This is a genomic window from Streptomyces adelaidensis, from assembly GCF_016598475.1.
Classification (GTDB): Bacteria; Actinomycetota; Actinomycetes; order Streptomycetales; family Streptomycetaceae; genus Streptomyces; species Streptomyces adelaidensis.
In genome coordinates this window covers 101,688-119,444 of the sequence record NZ_JAEMUX010000009.1, presented here as the reverse complement: position 1 = coordinate 119,444, position 17,757 = coordinate 101,688, and the positions used below count along the sequence as shown (strand labels likewise).

Genomic DNA, 17,757 nt, shown 5'->3' with positions numbered 1-17,757 from the left:
TCAAGTCCCTTCAATCCGGGCCAAGTTCTTTTCCCGAGGGCGATGCCGAGTGCTCGGCTGCCTGTTCCAGTAGTGCCCGTGCGGAGTCCGCGTAGCGCATTGCGGTCTTCTCGTCGAGCCCGAACACCTCGGCGAGGTGAAGCGGATCGGGCCCGTGGGTCAGGGCCTCTTCGAGTTGCCGGTCGACGCGGAGCCGCTCCAGTGTCGCGTCCTGGCCGCGCATCGAGGCGCTGATCCAGTGGTTGCTGGCGCGGCTGGTCTTGGTGGCGGTCTGGTTGTTGATCAGCAGATGGAGGTTCGCGGTGCTCGGCCACCGGTCTCGCCGGTGGCCGAGCCAGTCCAGCAGCAGTTTCAGGGTGAGGTCGTCGAGCGGGCGGACGCGTCCGGCGATGGTCAGCCGTCGGTTGCCGAGGTCGACGTCGTCGAGCATGAGCATGCCGATCTGGGCGACCCGGGCGGCGTGCACCGCGGCGAGGGCGAGGATGAGTCGTGTTGCCGGGGTGGTGGCCGCCGCGACGGACCGGCCGACCTGGGCGGGGACCAGCGGCTGGAGCACGCCGTACTCGTACTGGCCGACCTTGATCCGGCTGGTCGGGTTGCGGAAAAGCAGCCCATTCCGCTTGGCCCAGGAGAACAGCGAGCGCAGGGCCACGAGTTGGTCACGCCGCTGGTGGCCGTGCAGTGTCTTGATGTAGGCCGGACGTCGTCGCGGGTCACTTCCCGCAGGTGGTCATAGCGGTCCGACCATTCCAGCAGGGCCGGCCGGACACGGTTGAGGTAGAGCCAGACCGTGCCTTCCCGTCGCGGGAGGCTGCGGGGGCCACCGTCACGCAGGACGCGGGTCCAGCGCTCGGCCTCCGAGCGGATGCCGGGTGCGAGACCCTCCAGACGCTCGGCGAGCCAGCCCTCGAAGGAGGGTTCGCTGTCGTCCTCGAAGATTGCCATCTCCTCCAGGACCGTGATGACGTGGCCGACCGGGAGGTCGCGGGACCGGAGCGGGGTGAAGATCTCGCTGTGCCGGATGGCGTCGCCCTCGACGTACCCGGTGAGGACAAGGGCCAGGCCGCGGTTGACGGCGAAGCGGATGTTGCGTCCCCAGCCCCGTGCCTCGGCGAACCGGTGAGCGAGGTACTTCGCCCAGGTCAGCCAGGGGCTGGTCAAGTCAACGCCGGAGGGGTCGAGGCGGCCGTAGTCGCGCGGGACCTGTCCGAACAGCGGCAGCTGTCTCCAATCGGCATTCGGCCGCCAGGCCGGCGCGGGCGGTGGCTTGCGAGGGGCGCCCCGCCGTCCGCCGCGCCGCCGAGGGGCGAGTGCCGATCCGTTGCGGTGGTGCATGCCCATGAAGAACAGCTGATGGTGCCGGACCGCGTTGAGGCGGGCCCTCACATCGGCCTCCGCGGCCAGCCGGTCGACAGCGGCCTGGGCGCCCAGCCGGGCCTGGCACCAGCACAGACGACAGAAATCCCACTTCAGCGGCTGGACACGGCGGCAGCCGGCGCAGACGGCCGTCGCGTGGCTGCGGCCGAACATGTAGCAGGTCGGGCAGAGCCGTCCGCTGAAGTCGCCCCAGGCCAGGCAGCCGTCGCAGGAGTCGGTGGGCTTGTAGTAGCCCTTCGGATACCGGCTCATGCAGGCGGCAGCGACCGGCCGTCGCGACGCTTGGGCACCACCGCCGGAACCGGTGCGGCGGCACCGACAGCGGTCCGGCTGGTGTTCTCCTCGCCGGGGCGGGTGACCTTCTGCGGTTCCGGGATCAGCAGGTCGCCGATCTCGCAGCCCAGCACGACGCAGATGACGTCCAGGTCGTCCAACTTGAGGGAGACCGGCTGGCCGGACCACAGCCCGGACATCTTCCCAGCCGAGATCACCAAGCCGTGCTCGGCCAGGCTCCGCTGGAGCTCGGACGCCTTCCAGATACCCTTGTTCGCGGCGGTCAGCCGCAGGTTCCACCTCATCGGGCCAGTCCTTCCAGCCGCTTCGCGGCCCGTTCCATCCCGGCGACCCAGGCGTCCTCGACCCGGGTCTGCTGCACGTGGATATACCGCATCGTGGTGGCAATCCAGGAATGTCCCAAAACCTCCTGGATCGCGAGCAGGTCCAGCCCGTTCCCATAGAGCTGGGACGCGCAGAAATGCCGCAGGACGTGCGGCGTCAACTTGTCCGTCCAGCCCGGCAGATGAGCCTCGACGGCGTTGTCGAGACCGTTGCGCAGGGCGTCGTCGCCGACCCGGCGGGCGGAGCCATCGGTGTTCTTCCGCTCGCTCGGGAACAGCGGGGCACCGGGCCGGGTGTGGTCGTCGTCGAACTGGCCCCACACGTCCTCGATGAACCACCGCAGTGTCCGGTCGGCGCCGTTGATCAGCGGCACCATCCGCTCGCGCGGCCCCGAGCCGCGGGCGCCTTTGCCGTGGCGGACGTGGAGCTTGCCGAAGCGGCCCAGGTCCCACTTGATGTCGTCCAGGTCGAGGCCGCATGCCTCGCTCACCCGCAGGCCGACCTGGGACATCAGCTTCGAGGCGGTGTAGTTACGGGCGGTGGGGGCGAACTTCCGGCAGGTCGCCAGCTCGCCGCCCCAGCCCGTGAACAGCGTCCCGATCTCCGCCTCACTCGGAGGGATCCGCAACTGGGCATCCTTGGCCCCGCGCGGCCGGTTCATCTCGTCGACCGGGCACTCGACGACCCGGCCGGTCATCCGGTGGAGCTCGACCTTGTGCCGCAACTCCAGGAACATGAAGTACGTGCTCAGCGCCTGCGACCGGCCCAGCCGGGTGCCGCTGGGCGAGTGCCGCAGCACCTTCCCGAAGTACACGTCCGCGTCGGCGGGCTCCATGTCCCACAGCGGCCGGCCGAACCAGGACCTGATCTGCTCCAGATGCCCGACGTCCCCGCGGATCGTGCCGTCCGCCAGCCCTGCCGAGGCCCGCGCGAGAACGAACCCGGACAGCACGTCGGTCTCGAACCGCTCCAGTTCCTCCGCCGACGCGGGCGCCCAGTGCTCACGCAGGTCCCGTACGACTGCCAGTGCCGCCAACCCGAGCCTCCTCGCCTTCGGTCCGACGGCAGATCGGTCGGACGAGATGAGAACGCTTCAGGAATCCCGAAGTTACGTCACAGGCCACCAGAGCACACGAAGGAGGAAGAACCCCCCGGCCACGGGCCCAGGGAGTCAGCAGAGCTCAGGGGAACTCACGGGATGTCGCACACTCCCGCGCGACCGGCGAGTGCCTGGACGTGAACGGCGCGTCCACCGCCGAGGGTGCCGCCGTCATCACGTACACGTGCAACAGCGGTACGAACCAGCAGTGGACACACGAAACCTGACGCACATTCAGCTCGTCACGGCAGCAAATCGATAGCGTCGATCGCCGTACCCGCACTGAGATAGGAGGCCGCCCCCGACCCGCTCACCACGTCGATCCTCAGCACGTTGTACTGACTGGTGTCCGTCAGCCAGGCGGACGCCGGGACGCTGTAGGTGAACGTGTGGTTGTTGCCCCGGTAGGACCCGTTGGTCAGTGACCGGGTGTTCGGCTGGGTGGGCGGGGAGGGGATGGCCGAGGTCCAGCTGTTGACGGCGACCTGCGGCCGGCCGTTGGCGTAGGCCGTCGTCACACCGATCCGCAGGGTGTGCGCGGCGGCGGCCTGCGCCGCGGTCAGCCGGAAGTAGACCAGCAGACCGCTGTTGACGTCCTTCCAGAGGTAGCAGGGGAAGGCGGAGGTCTCGGTGCCACTGCCGATCACCACATTGCCGGTCCAGGAGGCGGCCCGGGCGTCCGACGGATGCGCGTACGTCATCAGGTCGGCGTTCTTGAAGCCGCTCGGTGTGCCGTTCCAGTCGTTGATCCGCCAGATCACGCCCGCGTTGGACGGGTCGTTCGACGACGGGATCGCGATCGAGTTGAGCGTCGTCGTACCGCCCGCCGTGACCGTCACCGAGGTCGTGTACACCGCCAGCTCGCCCTTGAAGACGGTCAGCGTGTACGACCCCGGAAGCACCCCCGAGATGGAGAAGTAGCCGTCCGACGAACGTGCCGAACCCCAGTACTGGGCCGCCGAGTTGGCGAGCCCCACCGTGTACGCGTACGACGTGTTGCGGCCGGTGATCCCGACGCCCGCGACCCGGCCCCGGCCGCCCGCGGCGACGTACCCGGACAGGCCGAGCGAGTCCGCCCACGCGGTGGTCAGCGTGCCCGGGAACAGCGACGAGGAGGGCGCCCCGCCGTCCGTGAGGGCGATGACGTACGGGCCCTGGAGGCCGAACCGCTGCGCCTCGGTCTGGTTCTGGCCGTAGTACAGGATCTCGTAGAGGCCGCCGCCGTCGGCGCTCTGGTGGCGCAGCAGGGAGCGGTAGAAGGGGCCGCCGGAGGCCTTCTCGTGGTTGCTGCGCACCACCCACAGGCCGACGCCGTTCGCCGACCAGCCGACGTAGTTGTAGTCCATGACCCGCAGCTTCGAGTAGTGCTTGGAGCGGGTCTGGCCGTCGGACTTCCTGAACACGTCCGAGGCCTCGATGGTGCTGTTCGTGTACGTGTACGAGTCGGGCTCGTCGTTGAGGAACAGGCCGGCCTTCACCCGCAGGATGAAGCGGGTCGCCGAGACCGAGGTGTCGGCCTTGTTGGTCCACACGTAGATGTTGTTCTCGCCGCTGCGGGCCGCGTAGTAGTGCCTGAGCGTGCCGTAGGTGACGGAGACGAGGATCGTCGAGCCGGACTGCCTGATGGTGACGGTGGAGCTGCCGAGGCCGGACTCGATGTGCGAGTTCATGCCGCCGTAGCCCTGGTACTCCGTGCCCCGGTAGACGATCGAGGACAGGTCGCCGTTGCTCTTTTTGACCTTGAAGACGAGGTTCGCGCCGGTGTCGATCACGTAGTTGGTGCCGTCGTCGCTGTAGCCGAACGCGGCGGCGCGGGCCGTGCCGGCCAGCGGCCCGGCGAGGGCGGCGCCCACGGCGGTGGCCGCGGTGCCGACGACGAAGCCACGACGGCCCAGGGCCGGCACCGAGGGCATGGCGGGTGTGGCCGGCACGGCCGGTCTGTCGATGGATTCGGACATGGGGGTCCTCCTCGGGATGTGGGGGGAGTGCGGGTGATTCGGAAGGGTGACAGTTGAATCGATTTCGCGAAAGGGCTTTCGGTGGGGGGAAGTTGGCAATCTTGTGAAAGTGATCCGACATCTAGAAAGCGCTTGCCAAACGATGTACGGTCCTGCCGCCGGGTCTTGTCATCCTCGGGAGGTAGCCGCAATGAGACGTTTCACCGTCGCCGTGCTGACGGCGGCGACCCTGGGCACCGTGCTGTCGGCCGTACCGGCCCAGGCCCACCAGGGCCGCCCCGCGCTCGGTCTGGAGAACTGCGCCGCGAACGCCTGCCACTTCGACGTCCCCGTCGGCACGTACGACGTGACCGTCCGCCTCGGCGGCGAGACGGCCGGGAGCACCGCGATCACCGGCGAGACGCGCCGCACACTCCTGCCCGAGACGGTCACAGCGGCGGGCGCGCCCGTCTCCCGCAGCTTCACCGTCGACGTCCGCACCCCCGAGGGCGAGCCGACCGCCGCCGACGGCACCCCCGGCCTCGACCTCGCCATAGGCGGCTCGGCGCCCGCCCTCGCCGACATCCGCGTGACCCTCGCGAAGCGGGCCCGGCAGATCCTCCTCGTCGGCGACTCCACGGTCTGCGACCAGCCCGGCGACCCTTACTCCGGCTGGGGCCAGCAGCTCCCGCAGTACCTCCGCAAGGGCGTCTCGGTCGCCAATCACGCCGACTCCGGCGAGAGCACGGTGTCCTACCTCGCCGACGCCCGGCTGTGGGCCACCGTCCAGCCGAAGATCCACCCCGGCGACCTGGTCCTGATCCAGCTGGCCCACAACGACAAGCAGACCGACGAGGCGACCTACCGCGCCAACCTCGAAGCGCTGGTCGCGGGCGTCCGGGAGAAGCGCGGGAAGCCGGTCCTGGTCACCCCGATCGTCCGCCGCTGGTTCAACGCGGACGGCACCCTGAACAACAACACGGCCCTCCTGGTCAACGGTCTCGGCGTCGACCACCCGGCGGTCACCCGCTCGGTCGCCGCCGCCCACGACGTGCCCCTGATCGACCTCACTGCCCGGACGAAGGCACTGGTCGAGTCCCTGGGCACCGAGGGCTCCAAGGCGCTCTACCTCTACAACGAGAAGCGCGACAACACCCACACCTCCGTGCACGGCGCGACCGTCTACGCCGGCCTCGTCCGCGACGAACTCGTCGCCCAGGGTCTGGTGCCGGAGGGCAGGACCAGGGTGGGATGAGCCCCTGGGGCGCCCCGACCGGAACCGGGGCGCCCCAGGTTCGAACCACATCGACGAGACAGAGAGCGTTACGGCATGCCCCCCGAGGACCGCACCCTCAGCCCGTACACCGGCTACACCCGCGCCCACTGGGAGGCCGCCGCGGACTCGCTGCTGGCCGCCGTGGAGCCGTACGCCACCGCCGACGGCGCCCTGTACCACCTGCCCGGCGACCGCGCGAGCTGGTCGGGCACGGTCTCGGACGGACTGGAGGGATACGCCCGTACGCTGCTGCTGGCCGCCTTCCGCCGCGACGAGAAGGCGCTCGCGCGCTACGCCGACGGCCTCGCGGCCGGTGTCTCGGGCGTCTGGCCCCGCATCGAGGACCGCAGCCAGCCACTGGTGGAGGCCGCGTCGATCGCCTTCGCGCTCCGCGTGACCCGGGAAGCGCTCTGGGACCGGCTTGACGACGGCGTCCGCCAGCGCGCGGCGGTCTGGCTCGGCGACGCGCTCACCGCCGAACCCTGGCCCTGCAACTGGGAGTTGTTCCCGGTGACGGTCGGCGGTTTCCTCGAAGCGATCGGCCACGAACCGGAGTTGGCGCGCCGGGTGATCGACCAGCGCCTCGACCGTATCGAGCAGTGGTACGTGGGCGACGGCTGGTACACCGACGGCGACGGCCGCAAGTTCGACTACTACAACGGCTGGGCCATGCACCTCTATCCGGTGCTGCACGCCTGGCTGGCCGACGACGAACGCCTGCTGGACCTCTACGGCGGCCGGCTCTCGACCCATCTCGCTGACTACGCCCGCCTGTTCGGCGGCGACGGCGCCCCCCTGCACCAGGGCCGCTCCCTCACCTACCGCTTCGCGACCACGGTCCCGCTGTGGCTGGGCGCCCTCACCGGCCGTACGCCACTGTCGCCGGGCGAGACGAGGCGGCTGGCGTCGGGCGCGCTCAAGTACTTCCTCGACCGGGGCGCGGTCGACGGCCGGGGCCTGCTGTCCCTCGGCTGGCACGGCCCGAACCCCGCCGTCCTGCAGGGCTATTCGGGCCCGGCCTCCCCCTACTGGGCCAGCAAGGGCTTCCTCGGCCTGTTGCTGCCGCCGGACCACGAGGTGTGGACGGCGACGGAAGAGCCGGCGCCGGTGGAGCGGGGCGACGAGTTGCGCCCGGTCGGACCTCCCAACTGGCTTCTCCAGTCGACGAGTTCGGACGGCGTCGTCCGCCTCCACAACCACGGCAGCGAGGACGTCCGCTACGACCCCTTCTACACCCGGCTCGCCTACTCGACGGTGACGGAGCCCGTGCCCCTGGCGGAGGCCCCTCAGTCGTACGACAACAGCGTGATCGTCGACGGCGACGCGAGCCGTACCGACATCGAGCCGCTGGGGGTGGGCGAGGGGTGGGTGGCGTCCCGCCACACGGCGGGCGGGGGAGTGCGGGTGACGAGCCTCGTGCTCGCGCACGGCGCGGCGGAGGTGCGGGCGCATCTCGTGACCGGCGCGGAGCCCGGCACCCCGGTGCGGGTGACCGGATGGGCGGCGCGGGACGGCGTCCGGGCCGAACTCCGGCCGGCGGTCGGTCTCACCGACGAGCACACCGGAGCGGCACCCGAGGGTGCCCTCTGCGGAACGACGTCCGAGGGCGCGCTCTTCGTCGCCCTCGCCCGCCTCACCGCCGAGCCGGACACCGTCCCCCTGGAGGAGGCGGTGTCCGTAACGCTGGAGGCGAGCGGCGAACTCCACGTCCACTGGACCGGTGGGCCCGAGGTGCGGGTCCGGCTCACGGACGGAGGGCTCGACTCGGTGGACCTCAGGGCGTCAGCCGGGCGATCTTCAGCGTCTTCGTCGTCGGCGACGCCCCGTTGAGGGCGGTCGTGTACGACGGGGTCACCGGCGCGTAGGCCCAGGTCAGCGTCCCGTCCTTCAGGACCGCGATGTCACCGCTGATGCGGGCCTCGACGACCTTGTCGGCGCCCTGGAGCTTGCCGTTCCAGTCGACGAGGCGGAAGTGGGTGCCGGTGCAGGTGCCGCTGGCGCACTTGGCGTTCTTCAAGGTCTCGTAGGAGACGAGGAGCCGGTTCTTGCCGTACGGGGCGACGCGGACGTTGACGTGCTCGGTGCCCTTGGCGCTGGTCAGGTAGACCGGCTTGCCCGACGGCGTGTCGCGGTTCTTGAGGAACGCGACGGCGACCTGGTGGGTGCTCGTCTTCGGCTTGACCGTCCAGCCCCGGCCGCTGGAGTCGTCCGGGTTCTTCTTGGCGGAGGCGGCACCGCGCGAGGCGAACGCGGTGGCGTAGCGGCCGGTGGACGACTTCACGAGGTCGCCGGTGCGGCCCGCGAAGGTGCCGCCGCAGTAGCCCGCCCAGCACTGCTCGCGCTGCACGACGGGCGCGTTGTCGGGGGCGGCTATGCCGGTCGAGACGAAGAGCCCCGAACGCCAGTCGTCGAAGCAGAGGGAGGTGAAGTTCCCGCTGGTCTCGGCGCGCAGCGCGATGCCCTCGTTGTGGGAGCAGCCCCAGCCCCAGCCGCCGCCGAGCTTCTTGCCCTTGGGATCGACGTACGACAGCTTGTCGCCGAAGTGGCCGTCGGCGAAGCCGCCCGCACCGTGCACGACGAAGTAGGCGCCGTACTTCTTGCCGTTCCAGGCCAGCTGGCCGTCGAGCAGCGGCGCCGTGTCGTTCGAGGAGGTGCCGGTGAGCTTGGTCCGCCAGGTCTGCTTGCCGTTCTGGTAGCGGACGATCGCGGCGGCGGTCTCCTTCCACTTGTTCGTGTCGGCGACCCGGGTCAGCAGCGCGAACCCGTCGTTGTGCGCGACAAGACCACCGACCTCCTTCGTCCCCTTGACGACCGTGTCGGCGCCGGACCGCTTCCCGGCCGAGGTCAGCGGGGTGACGTGGATGCCGTCCGAGGCGGGCCAGGCGACCCGCAGCGTGCCGTTCGGGGCCACGGCTGTCGCCGTCCGCGTCCACTCCCGGCTGTTGTTGTAACCCGCCGAGAGATAGGGGAACTTCGCGGCCAGGCTCACCGTCGTGTTCGTGACGCTCAGCGCGGCGGCCGCGGTGGTCGTGGGCGCCGCCCCGGCGGTCGCGTACCAGGCGCCCGCCAACAGGGACGCCGCCACGAGCGAACCCACGACGGGCTTACGCGCGAGGTGTCGCCGACGGTGTCTGGAGGGGGCGGAAGGGGCCGAGGAAGGGGGTGTTGCGGATGTCATGTCCTGTGGTTGCCACAGGTGGGGGAAAGGTTGCCGCCGAGCTCCTCACTCACTCAGGCTCAGCCACCACTCACTTCGAGGGCTCGGCCCGGGGCCAGTGCTCCAACGCCACATGCAGGGCCTCCACCGCCCGGTCCCAGGACGCCCCCACGTCCCGCGACGCGCCGAAGCCGCCCGCCGCCTCCAGCACGCAGTAGCCGTGGAAGGTGCCGCGCAGCAGGCGTACGGCATCGGTGAGGTCGGGTTCCTCCAGGCCGTAGGCGCGGAGCATGCCGTAGGTGATCTCGGCGGTGCGGCGGAAGCCGGGGGAGCCGGCGACGAGGTCCTGGTCGATACGGATCTGCGTGGCCGCGTACCGGCCGGGCCGCTCCAGGGCGTACGCCCGGTAGGCACCGGCGAAGGCGATCAGCGCGTCCTTGCCCGCCCGGCCGGCCACGGCCTCCGCGATCCGGTCGATCAGCTCGCCGCCCGCCAGCAGCGCGACCCGCGTCCGCAGGTCCTGGAGGTTTTTGACGTGCGAGTACAGACTCGCGTCCTTCACCCCGAAACGCCGCGCCAGCGCGGACAGGGTGACCTTCTCGAACCCGATCTCGTCCGCGAGCTCGGCCCCGCCCTCCACGACCCGGTCGACGGTGAGCCCGGCACGGGCCATGGAGACCACCTTCTTCACCTCTGAGACCCCGAGTGACCAGGCTACCGCCCGGTGATCAAAGGTCCGCCAGGCCGTGTGACCGCAGGTCAGCCGATCGGCGCGTACACCACGCCCAGCTTGTCGATCTCGTCGCCCGCGCGGCCGGTGAACCCGACGATCTGCCAGCCGGACGGGGCGGTAAACGTCTTGGTGTCGGAGGTGGCGGTGCCGGAGGAGAGGGTGCGGCCCTTGTCGGTGGCGAAGGACGCGGAGAAGATCCGGGTGCGGCTGTCCTTCTGGCCCTGGGTCAGCTTCACGGAGGTGAGGTGCTCGCCGGAGGCCAGGGTGAGGGAGGCCGCCGTGCCGCCCGTACCGCCGTGGGTCAGCGTCGTACCGCCGTCGTGGGTGAGCGAGACCGCGTCGAGGCGGGAGGCGCCGCGCAGGGTCAGGGTGCGGGGTGACACCGTCGAGGGGAGGTTGTCCGCGTCGTTGTACGCCGTGCCGTGCGGGCCGCCGAAGAAGTCGCTGGCCCGGAGCCCCGAGTCGAGCTTCCAGGAGAAGTCGACAGTGTGCGGGAAGTGGTCGGAGAGGTTGGCGCCCGCCGAGTCGAGGAATTTCGCCCACTCGTTGTTGTAACGGCTGCCGGTCAGGTCCACCACCTTGCTGTCCCGGTAGAAGACCTTGTCCACGACCTCGCAGTCGTTGGTCGGGGCCGTCGTCGGGCACACCAGCGCGTCGCTGCCGAGGGCCGGCGCGGTGCCGCCCTTGATCAGCTGCACCCACGGGTCCGTGAGGCCGTTCTCGTCGACGAGCGTGCGGATGTTGTCGCCGGTGCGTGTGTAGCGGGTGTTGGTGTCACCCATGACGATCACCGCGTTGCCCGCGGAGTTCGCCTGGATGAAGTCCGAGAGCTGCTCGACGTTGGCGCGCCGGGCGGCCAGCGCCGCGTCGTCCGAGTCGGCGTTGGTGTGCACGTTGTAGAGGTCGACGAAGACGCCCTCGTCGAGCCGGACCCGGGCCAGCGAGAAGCCCTTCGGGGTGAGGCAGTTGGTGCCGGTGCAGTCGTTCCACTTCACCCGCTCGAAGTCCTCGAACGCGTAGTCCGACAGCGTGTTGAGACCGTCCCCGAAGGGCACACCACCGCTGGTCGCCGTGCGGTACGCGTGGTTGTCGCCCGCGTACAGCGCCGCGTGGTAGTTGAAGTCCTCCTGCACATTGATGATGTCGTACGCCCCGAGGCGCGGCGATATCAGCGGGGTGTTCGTCTCCGGGTTGCCGGAGCTCAGCCCCTCCGGGAGGCCCGCGACGTTGTACGTCAGCACGTTGAACGTGCCGCTGGTGGCGGCCGCCGCGGGCGTCGCGCCGGTGGTGGCGAGGCCGGTGACGGCCAGCGCGCCGGCCGCGAGGGTGCCGAGGAGTCTTCTCATGGGGGTCTCCGGTCGGGGGAGGGGAACGAAGGGAAAACCAGGGGGAATTGAACAGTGCTCATGTCCTGTGGCAACCAGTGTGACGGGAAAGGTCAGCTGGGGAAACAGTGAATGCAGAGGTCGTTCGATCGAGGTTGCGCACGAGAGGAGCCGTGCCCGCGTGGTGCTCGCGGACACGGCTCGGGAATCGGCTCTGCGGCCCGGTCAGGCGTTCGGGTTCAGCCCGTTCGACAACCCCGTGTACGCCGGCTTCGCCGCATAGCTCTCGTTGTACGGCAGGGCGGCCCCGTATCCGCTGAATGTGCCCGGCACCCACGAGTGCTTGTCCGTGAGCCCCCAGGTGGTGACCCCGGCGCAGCGCGGGACGCCCAGACAGTTCTCGCTGGCCGTCTTGTAGTCCGTGGACTGCTGGGCCAGTTCGGCGGTGGAGGCGGGGAGCGGGACGCGGATGTCCAGCTCGGTGAGGGAGACCTCGAGGCCGAGGTCGGAGAAGCGCTTCAGGTTGGCCTTCATCGTGCTGGGCACCCCGCCCAGAACGAAGTGGGACTGGAAGCCGATGCCGTGCAACGGCACGCCCTGGGCGAGGAGTTGCTGGGCCAGGGCGTACAGGGCGTCGCTCTTGGCGTTGTCCGCCTCGATGTTGTAGTCGTTGATGTACAGCTTGGCGCTCGGGTCGGCCGCGTGCGCCCAGCGCAGCGAGTTGGCGATATGGGCGGTGCCGAGACCGTTCTGCCACAGCGAGGCGCGCATCGAACCGTCCTCGTCGAACGCCTCGTTGACGACGTCCCACGCGTAGATCCGGCCCTTGTAGCGGCCGACCGTCGTGTTGATGTGGTTCTGCAGGATCGTGTTCAGCTGGGCCGCCGTGAAGTTGCCGTTCTTCAGCCAGGACGGCAGCTGCGCGTACCAGGTGAGCGTGTGGCCGCGTACGCCCTGGCTGTGCGAGGTCGCGTGGTTGACCAGCCGGTCCGCCGCGGCCCAGTTGTACGAGCCCCGGCTCGGCTCCAGCGCGTCCCACTTCATCGCGTTCTCGGCGGTGACCGAGTTGAACTCCCGGTCCAGCACGGTCGTGTACGCCGACTCGCTCTGCAACGGCCCGTCGGCGACCGCCGCGCCTATCCTCACGCCACGCCCGTCGGCGTAACCGCGCAGCGTGGTCGCCGCCTCGGCGTCGGGGGTGAGCTGGGGGAGCGCCACGACTCCGGCGGCCAGCAGTGCGGCGGCGGCGAGAAGCGGACGCGGGGCGCGACGGCGGCGGTGACGCGACGGGTGGGGGGTGCGGTTCAGCACGGCGACTCCTCGCGAGGCGAAGGGGTGGGGGTGGGTGCGGATGCGGTGTCTCACCCCTCCGTCGCCGCCGGGCGCGCGAGGGTTGCCGTACGACAACCCTCGCGCGCCCGGTCGGTCGGCGCGTCAACCCGTCAGCGCGTCACCCGTGGCCCGTCAGCCGGTCGCCGAGAACACGAACGAGAACTCCGCCGGCCCGGCGAGCAGGTGGTACTGCGGCAGGGCGCCCGGTCCGCAGGACTGGGAGCCGATGCCCATCTGCCCGTGGTCGAGGTTGACCCACACCGTGTCCCCGGCCTGAAGGTCCGTCAGATGCGCGGCGGCGTCGAGCTGTTCGCTCGTCCAGCGCCGCGCGGTGAACCAGAACTCCGGGTCGCCGTCGACGCGCAGCCCGCCGAGCTCCGCCCAGCGGACGTCGGGCCGCGCCCCGTTCTCCTGCGGCCGGACGTAGGGGGTCTGCAGCTCGTCGACCGTGGAGTGCCAACGGCTCACCATGGACGCCGACCTGGTGTCCGGGTAGCCCTCGCCGGGGCCGCCGCCGTACCACTTCACCTCGTCCGCGGACGGCAGCCCGAAGCGGATGCCGAGCCGGGGCAGCGGGACGGTCCAGTCGCCCTCCGGGGTCACGGACACGGTCAGCTTGAGCCGGGTCCCGTCGGAGGTCCACCGATACACGGTGCTGAGGCCGACCTCCCAGGCGGCCGGCGCCACCCGGGTCCGTACGGTCAGCGCGTCCTCGCCCAACTCCACGCCGTCCAGGCGGTGTTGCATACGGTGGAGGCCGTACTTGCGCCACAGCACGCCGTAGCGCGTGTCGTCCTGCCAGGACGCGCCGTCGTCGTTGTCGGTCGGCGCCCGCCACGCATCCAGGCGCAGCCCGGTCACGTCGACGCCACCGATGGTCTTCAACGCGCCCGTGCGGATGTCGAAGGAGGCCGGGCCGAGGTGGATCAGCTTCTCGCTCGCCGTCGGCCCGTCACCCGGGACGACGGTCGGCAACGGCCGCTCCAACACCGGCAGTTGGCCCCATGCCACCACATGGTCCTTCTTGCCCCACGCCGTGTCCTCGGCCAGCAGCGCCCGTACGGTCCACAGCGCCTCGCCGGCCGGTCCGCCGGACGGCGGCTGCGGCAGCTTCAGCTCGGCCGACTCGCCGGGCTTCAGCGCGGGCACCGACAGGGTGCCCGCCTCGATGGTCTCGCCGTCGACCTGGTAGGACCACTCGAAGGCGAGCGCGGAGAGGTCGGCGAAGTCGTACGCGTTGCGCACCCGTACGGTCCCGGCCGAGCCGTCGCCGTCGATGCGGACCGGCTCGATGACCTTCTTGAACTCGATCAGGCCGGGGGAGGGCGTCCGGTCCGGGAAGATCAGGCCGTCGCAGACGAAGTTGCCGTCGTGCAGCTCCTCGCCGAAGTCGCCGCCGTAGGCGTAGCCCAGCTCGGGGTGGGTGACGCCGTGGTCGATCCACTCCCAGATGAAGCCGCCCTGGATGCGGTCGTGCGCCTCGAAGATCCGCTGGTAGTCGGCGATCCCGCCGGGGCCGTTGCCCATGGCGTGGCCGTACTCGCACTGGATGAAGGGCAGCGCGCGCCGCTTGTGGGTGCCGCCGTCCAGGCCCTGGCCGATGCGCTCGGTCTCGGCGTGGTCGGCGTACATACGGGAGTAGATGTCGGTGTCGCGGCAGTCCCAGTCGCCCTCGTAGTGGACGAGGCGGGAGCTGTCGCGGCCGTGGATCCACTCGGCCATGGCGGTCAGGCCGCGGCCGGTGCCGGCCTCGTTGCCGAGGGACCAGATGACCACCGAGGGGTGGTTCTTGTCGCGCTCGACCATGCGGGCCGCGCGGTCCAGGAGGGCCGGGGTCCAGCGGTCGTCGTCGACGGGGTTGTCCCGCCAGTTCTGCTCGGTGAAGCCGTGGGTCTCCAGGTCGCACTCGTCGATCACCCAGAGGCCGTACTCGTCGCACAGGTCGAGGAAGGCGGGGTGCGGCGGGTAGTGCGAGGTGCGCACCGCGTTGAGGTTGTGCCGCTTCATCAGCAGCACGTCCGCGCGCATGGTCTCCAGGTCGAGGGCGCGGCCCATCGTAGGGTGCCACTCGTGGCGGTTGACGCCCTTGAAGAGGATCGCCTTGCCGTTGACCTTCAGCAGGCCGTCCTGAAGCACGACCGTGCGGAAGCCGATCCGCAGCGGGACCCGCTCGCCCGCCGTGACCAGCTCACCGTCGTACAGCCGAGGGGTCTCGGCCGTCCACGGCTCGACCGGCACGGTCACCGGCTCGCCCGTCGCGACATCGATGTCCAGGGCGGGCATGAGGACCCGCCCGTCGACATCGGAGTCGACGCGCAGGGTCCCGACACCGCCGACATGGTCGTACGAGGCGTGCACGAAGAAGTCGAGGGCGCTGTCCGCCGGGCGGTGCAGCAGGGTGACGTCCCGGAAGATGCCGGGCAGCCACCACTGGTCCTGGTCCTCCAGGTAGGAGCCCGCCGACCACTGGTGGACCCGGACCGCGAGCACGTTCCCGGCCGGCTTCAGCAGCTGCCCGACCGCGAACTCGTGCGGCAGCCGGGAGCCCTTGAACTCGCCGATCTCCGTGCCGTTCAGCCACACCCGGGCGCAACTCTCCACGCCGTCGAAGCGCAGCACCGCCCCGCCCTCGGAAAGGGCGGGCCAGGCGTCCGGCAGGTCGAAGTACCGCAGATGGTCGCCGGTCGGGTTCTCCGTCGGCACCCGGGGCGGGTCCACCGGGAACGGGTACAGGTGGTTGGTGTAGATCGGCGCCCCGAAGGCGCCGTCGCCCTGCAGCACCCAGTGCCCCGGCACGGCCACCTCGGCCCAGCCCCCGGCGTCGTACCCCTCGGCCGCGAACGAGTCGTCCTCGGCGTCGGCGGTGGGGGACAGCCGGAAACGCCAGCTGCCGTTCAGCGACAGGGACTTGGCGTCGGAGGACGCGTACCAGGCGCGGGGTGGCAGAGCCCCGCTGCCCGGCGAGACGTCCTCGACGTAGTCGGTGGCCGTTGTGGTGCGGAAAGACATCGGTCTCCTTGCTGGTTCCTAGCCCTTGATGCCAGTCTGCGCGATGCCCTGCACCAGCCAGCGCTGGAGGAACAGGAACACGAACACCAGGGGCAGGATCGAAAAGGCGGTGGCCATGAAGATCATGTGGAAGACGACGGTCTGGTTGGTCATGTAGTTGGAGAGCGCGACCTGGACGGTCCACGAGCCCGGGTCCTGACCGATGACCAGCGGCCACAGGAAGGAGTTCCAGCCCTGGATGAAGGTGATCGTCGCCATCGCCGCGAAGAAGTTCAGCGAGTTGGGCACCACGATGCGCCAGTACGCGCCCCAGTAGCCCAGTCCGTCCACGCGCGCCGCCTCCTCCAGCTCCTTGGGGAACCCCAGGAAGTACTGCCGGAAGAGGAAGCAGGTGAAACCACTGAAGAGGCCCGGAATGATGAGACCCCGGTAGGTGTCCACCCAGCCGAGCGACGAGACCAGCACGAAGCTCGGCACGAAGGTGACGGCGGTCGGGACCATCAGGGTGCCCAGAACGGCGTAGAACACCTTGTTGGCGTGCTTGTACGGGATGCGGGCGAGACCGTAGCCCGCGAGGGAGCACACCAGCAGGACGCCCACGGTGTGCAGGGTGGCCACGACCGCCGAGTTCCACAGGGACTGGGCGAAGGGCACCGTCTCGTCGCTGAACAGCTCGCCGATGTTGCCCCACTGGATGTCGGTGGGGAAGAACTTCCAGTTCTCTCCGGTGATCTCGGCGTCCGTGGAGAGGGCGTTGCGGACCAGCAGGTAGAACGGGACCAGGAAGAGGAAGGTGGCGACACCGGTGGCGATGTAGAGCCCGGTGGAGCTCATCACGCCCCCGCCGCCGCGCTTGACGCGGACTGGCTTGCCTGACGGAGGTGCGGATTCCCGCACCTCGGGCATGGTGGTGGTCACTTGGACTCCTCCCCCCTTCCGAAGCCCATGATCTTGCCCTGGAGCAGTGTCACGGCACAGATCAATACGGTCAGGATCACGGCACCCGCGCTGCCGGCGCCGTAGTCCTGGCTCTCGCCCAGTGCCTTGTAGTACAGCTCGACGAGGGGCGGGCGCCCCCACGTGGTCTTCGACAAGAGGTTGAAGAACTCGTCGAAGGCCTGATAAGCGGCGACGAGTAGCAGCAGGATCACCGCGGTGGAGGTGGCTCGCAGCTGCGGCAGGGTGATGTACCAGAAGGTCTGCCAGCCCGGCTTGGCGCCGTCGATGGAGGCGGCCTCGTACAGCTCGTCCGGGATGTTCTGCAGCGCGGCTATGAACAGGATCATGTAGAAGCCGGCCTGCAGCCACAGCCGGGCGGTCACGATGACCAGCCAGTACCAGGGCGGATTGGGGTCGGCCAGCCAGGCGATGTTCTCGATCCCGAACCAGCCCAGGACCGTGTTCATCAGGCCGAAGCGGACCCCGCTGAAGATGGACATCTTCCAGATCAGCGAGGCGGCCACATAACTGCACGCGGTGGGCAGGAAGAACACCGAACGGAAGAACGCCCGCATGAAGCGCAGCCGGTTCACCAGCAGCGCCAGGCCCAGCGAGAGCGCCCAGGTGGTCGGCACGATGAACGCGGCGAAGACGGTGAAGGTGACGAGCGAGCCGACGAAGTCGTCGTTCGTCAGCATGTACGTGTAGTTCTCGAACCCGACGAACTTGTCGGGAGTGACGGTGAAGCGGGCCTCGAAGAAGCTGAGCCAGAGGCTCCAGAGGATCGGGGCGTAGACGAAGATCGTCAGGCCGATGAGGAACGGCCCGGTGAAGAGCCAGAAGTTGAAGGTGGGGCTGCCCCGCAGACCCCGCCGCGGCTTGGCCGGTGAGGCCTTCGCCGGGGCGGGGCGCGCGAGGTCGCGCGTCTTGGTCGTCGACATGTCGCGGTCCGTCC

13 protein-coding genes and 1 pseudogene are annotated in these 17,757 nt (G+C 69.9%); 3 read left to right on the top strand and 11 right to left on the bottom strand.

All coding sequences use genetic code 11. The features are described 5' to 3' along the window. Positions 1–10: 10 nt before the first annotated feature. The 3 genes from I8N67_RS42380 to I8N67_RS07520 form a co-directional block, all read right to left on the bottom strand. Complete coding sequence (locus tag I8N67_RS42380; RefSeq protein WP_234045262.1) at positions 11–652, bottom strand: hypothetical protein; 642 nt, start codon at positions 650–652, stop codon at positions 11–13. 973 nt (positions 653–1,625) lie between these two features. After that, positions 1,626–1,955: a helix-turn-helix domain-containing protein gene (locus I8N67_RS07525; RefSeq protein WP_200301800.1), complete on the bottom strand. Its 330-nt coding sequence runs from the start codon at positions 1,953–1,955 to the stop codon at positions 1,626–1,628. Continuing rightward, positions 1,952–3,031 (bottom strand): tyrosine-type recombinase/integrase, encoded by a 1,080-nt coding sequence (locus tag I8N67_RS07520; protein ID WP_200301799.1) that lies wholly within the window; start codon positions 3,029–3,031, stop codon positions 1,952–1,954. Before I8N67_RS07520 ends, I8N67_RS07525 begins: the two co-directional genes overlap by 4 nt. Positions 3,032–3,204: 173 nt before the next feature. Between I8N67_RS07520 and I8N67_RS07515 the strand changes: the two are divergent. After that, a pseudogene (locus tag I8N67_RS07515) lies at positions 3,205–3,321 on the top strand (RICIN domain-containing protein); the annotation flags it as partial. A gap of 15 nt (positions 3,322–3,336) precedes the next feature. Here the strand turns inward: I8N67_RS07515 and I8N67_RS07510 are convergent. Beyond that, a complete protein-coding gene (locus I8N67_RS07510) occupies positions 3,337–5,052 on the bottom strand; it encodes a rhamnogalacturonan lyase B N-terminal domain-containing protein (protein ID WP_372443658.1) in 1,716 nt (571 codons plus the stop codon). A gap of 190 nt (positions 5,053–5,242) precedes the next feature. Between I8N67_RS07510 and I8N67_RS07505 the strand changes: the two genes are divergently transcribed. Next, positions 5,243–6,286: a rhamnogalacturonan acetylesterase gene (locus I8N67_RS07505; RefSeq protein ID WP_200301798.1), complete on the top strand. Its 1,044-nt coding sequence runs from the start codon at positions 5,243–5,245 to the stop codon at positions 6,284–6,286. A gap of 75 nt (positions 6,287–6,361) precedes the next feature. Further along, complete coding sequence (locus I8N67_RS07500; protein ID WP_200301797.1) at positions 6,362–8,137, top strand: DUF2264 domain-containing protein; 1,776 nt, start codon at positions 6,362–6,364, stop codon at positions 8,135–8,137. On the opposite strand, the gene I8N67_RS07495 is transcribed toward I8N67_RS07500, so the two are convergent. The 7 genes from I8N67_RS07495 to I8N67_RS07465 form a co-directional block, all read right to left on the bottom strand. Beyond that, the gene (locus I8N67_RS07495) at positions 8,082–9,485 is read right to left on the bottom strand and encodes a hypothetical protein (RefSeq protein WP_200301796.1); all 1,404 of its coding nucleotides are present in this window, start codon (positions 9,483–9,485) and stop codon (positions 8,082–8,084) included. The genes I8N67_RS07500 and I8N67_RS07495 overlap by 56 nt on opposite strands. Positions 9,486–9,555: 70 nt before the next feature. Next, positions 9,556–10,137 (bottom strand): TetR/AcrR family transcriptional regulator, encoded by a 582-nt coding sequence (locus tag I8N67_RS07490; RefSeq protein ID WP_200301795.1) that lies wholly within the window; start codon positions 10,135–10,137, stop codon positions 9,556–9,558. Between the two features lie 86 nt (positions 10,138–10,223). Next, positions 10,224–11,543, bottom strand: coding sequence for a jacalin-like lectin (locus I8N67_RS07485; RefSeq protein WP_200301794.1), 1,320 nt, complete (start codon positions 11,541–11,543; stop codon positions 10,224–10,226). Positions 11,544–11,747: 204 nt separating this feature from the next. Next, positions 11,748–12,833: a glycoside hydrolase family 10 protein gene (locus I8N67_RS07480; protein WP_200301793.1), complete on the bottom strand. Its 1,086-nt coding sequence runs from the start codon at positions 12,831–12,833 to the stop codon at positions 11,748–11,750. A 153-nt stretch (positions 12,834–12,986) separates the two neighbouring features. Continuing rightward, positions 12,987–15,863 (bottom strand): glycoside hydrolase family 2 TIM barrel-domain containing protein, encoded by a 2,877-nt coding sequence (locus I8N67_RS07475; RefSeq protein ID WP_200301792.1) that lies wholly within the window; start codon positions 15,861–15,863, stop codon positions 12,987–12,989. 18 nt (positions 15,864–15,881) lie between these two features. Then, the gene (locus tag I8N67_RS07470) at positions 15,882–16,781 is read right to left on the bottom strand and encodes a carbohydrate ABC transporter permease (RefSeq protein ID WP_307835172.1); all 900 of its coding nucleotides are present in this window, start codon (positions 16,779–16,781) and stop codon (positions 15,882–15,884) included. Beyond that, the gene (locus I8N67_RS07465) at positions 16,778–17,743 is read right to left on the bottom strand and encodes a carbohydrate ABC transporter permease (RefSeq protein ID WP_200301791.1); all 966 of its coding nucleotides are present in this window, start codon (positions 17,741–17,743) and stop codon (positions 16,778–16,780) included. The genes I8N67_RS07470 and I8N67_RS07465 overlap by 4 nt, the downstream gene beginning before the upstream one ends. Positions 17,744–17,757 lie beyond the last annotated feature (14 nt).

What these genes read in the sequence shown, in the direction of transcription:
- I8N67_RS07525 (WP_200301800.1), bottom strand. Translation starts at nt 1,955, where the DNA reads ATGAGGTGGAACCTGCGGCTGACCGCCGCGAACAAGGGTATCTGGAAG.
- I8N67_RS07510 (WP_372443658.1), bottom strand. Translation starts at nt 5,052, where the DNA reads ATGTCCGAATCCATCGACAGACCGGCCGTGCCGGCCACACCCGCCATG.
- I8N67_RS07505 (WP_200301798.1), top strand. Translation starts at nt 5,243, where the DNA reads ATGAGACGTTTCACCGTCGCCGTGCTGACGGCGGCGACCCTGGGCACC.
- I8N67_RS07500 (WP_200301797.1), top strand. Translation starts at nt 6,362, where the DNA reads ATGCCCCCCGAGGACCGCACCCTCAGCCCGTACACCGGCTACACCCGC.
- I8N67_RS07495 (WP_200301796.1), bottom strand. Translation starts at nt 9,485, where the DNA reads ATGACATCCGCAACACCCCCTTCCTCGGCCCCTTCCGCCCCCTCCAGA.
- I8N67_RS07490 (WP_200301795.1), bottom strand. Translation starts at nt 10,137, where the DNA reads ATGGCCCGTGCCGGGCTCACCGTCGACCGGGTCGTGGAGGGCGGGGCC.
- I8N67_RS07485 (WP_200301794.1), bottom strand. Translation starts at nt 11,543, where the DNA reads ATGAGAAGACTCCTCGGCACCCTCGCGGCCGGCGCGCTGGCCGTCACC.
- I8N67_RS07475 (WP_200301792.1), bottom strand. Translation starts at nt 15,863, where the DNA reads ATGTCTTTCCGCACCACAACGGCCACCGACTACGTCGAGGACGTCTCG.
- I8N67_RS07465 (WP_200301791.1), bottom strand. Translation starts at nt 17,743, where the DNA reads ATGTCGACGACCAAGACGCGCGACCTCGCGCGCCCCGCCCCGGCGAAG.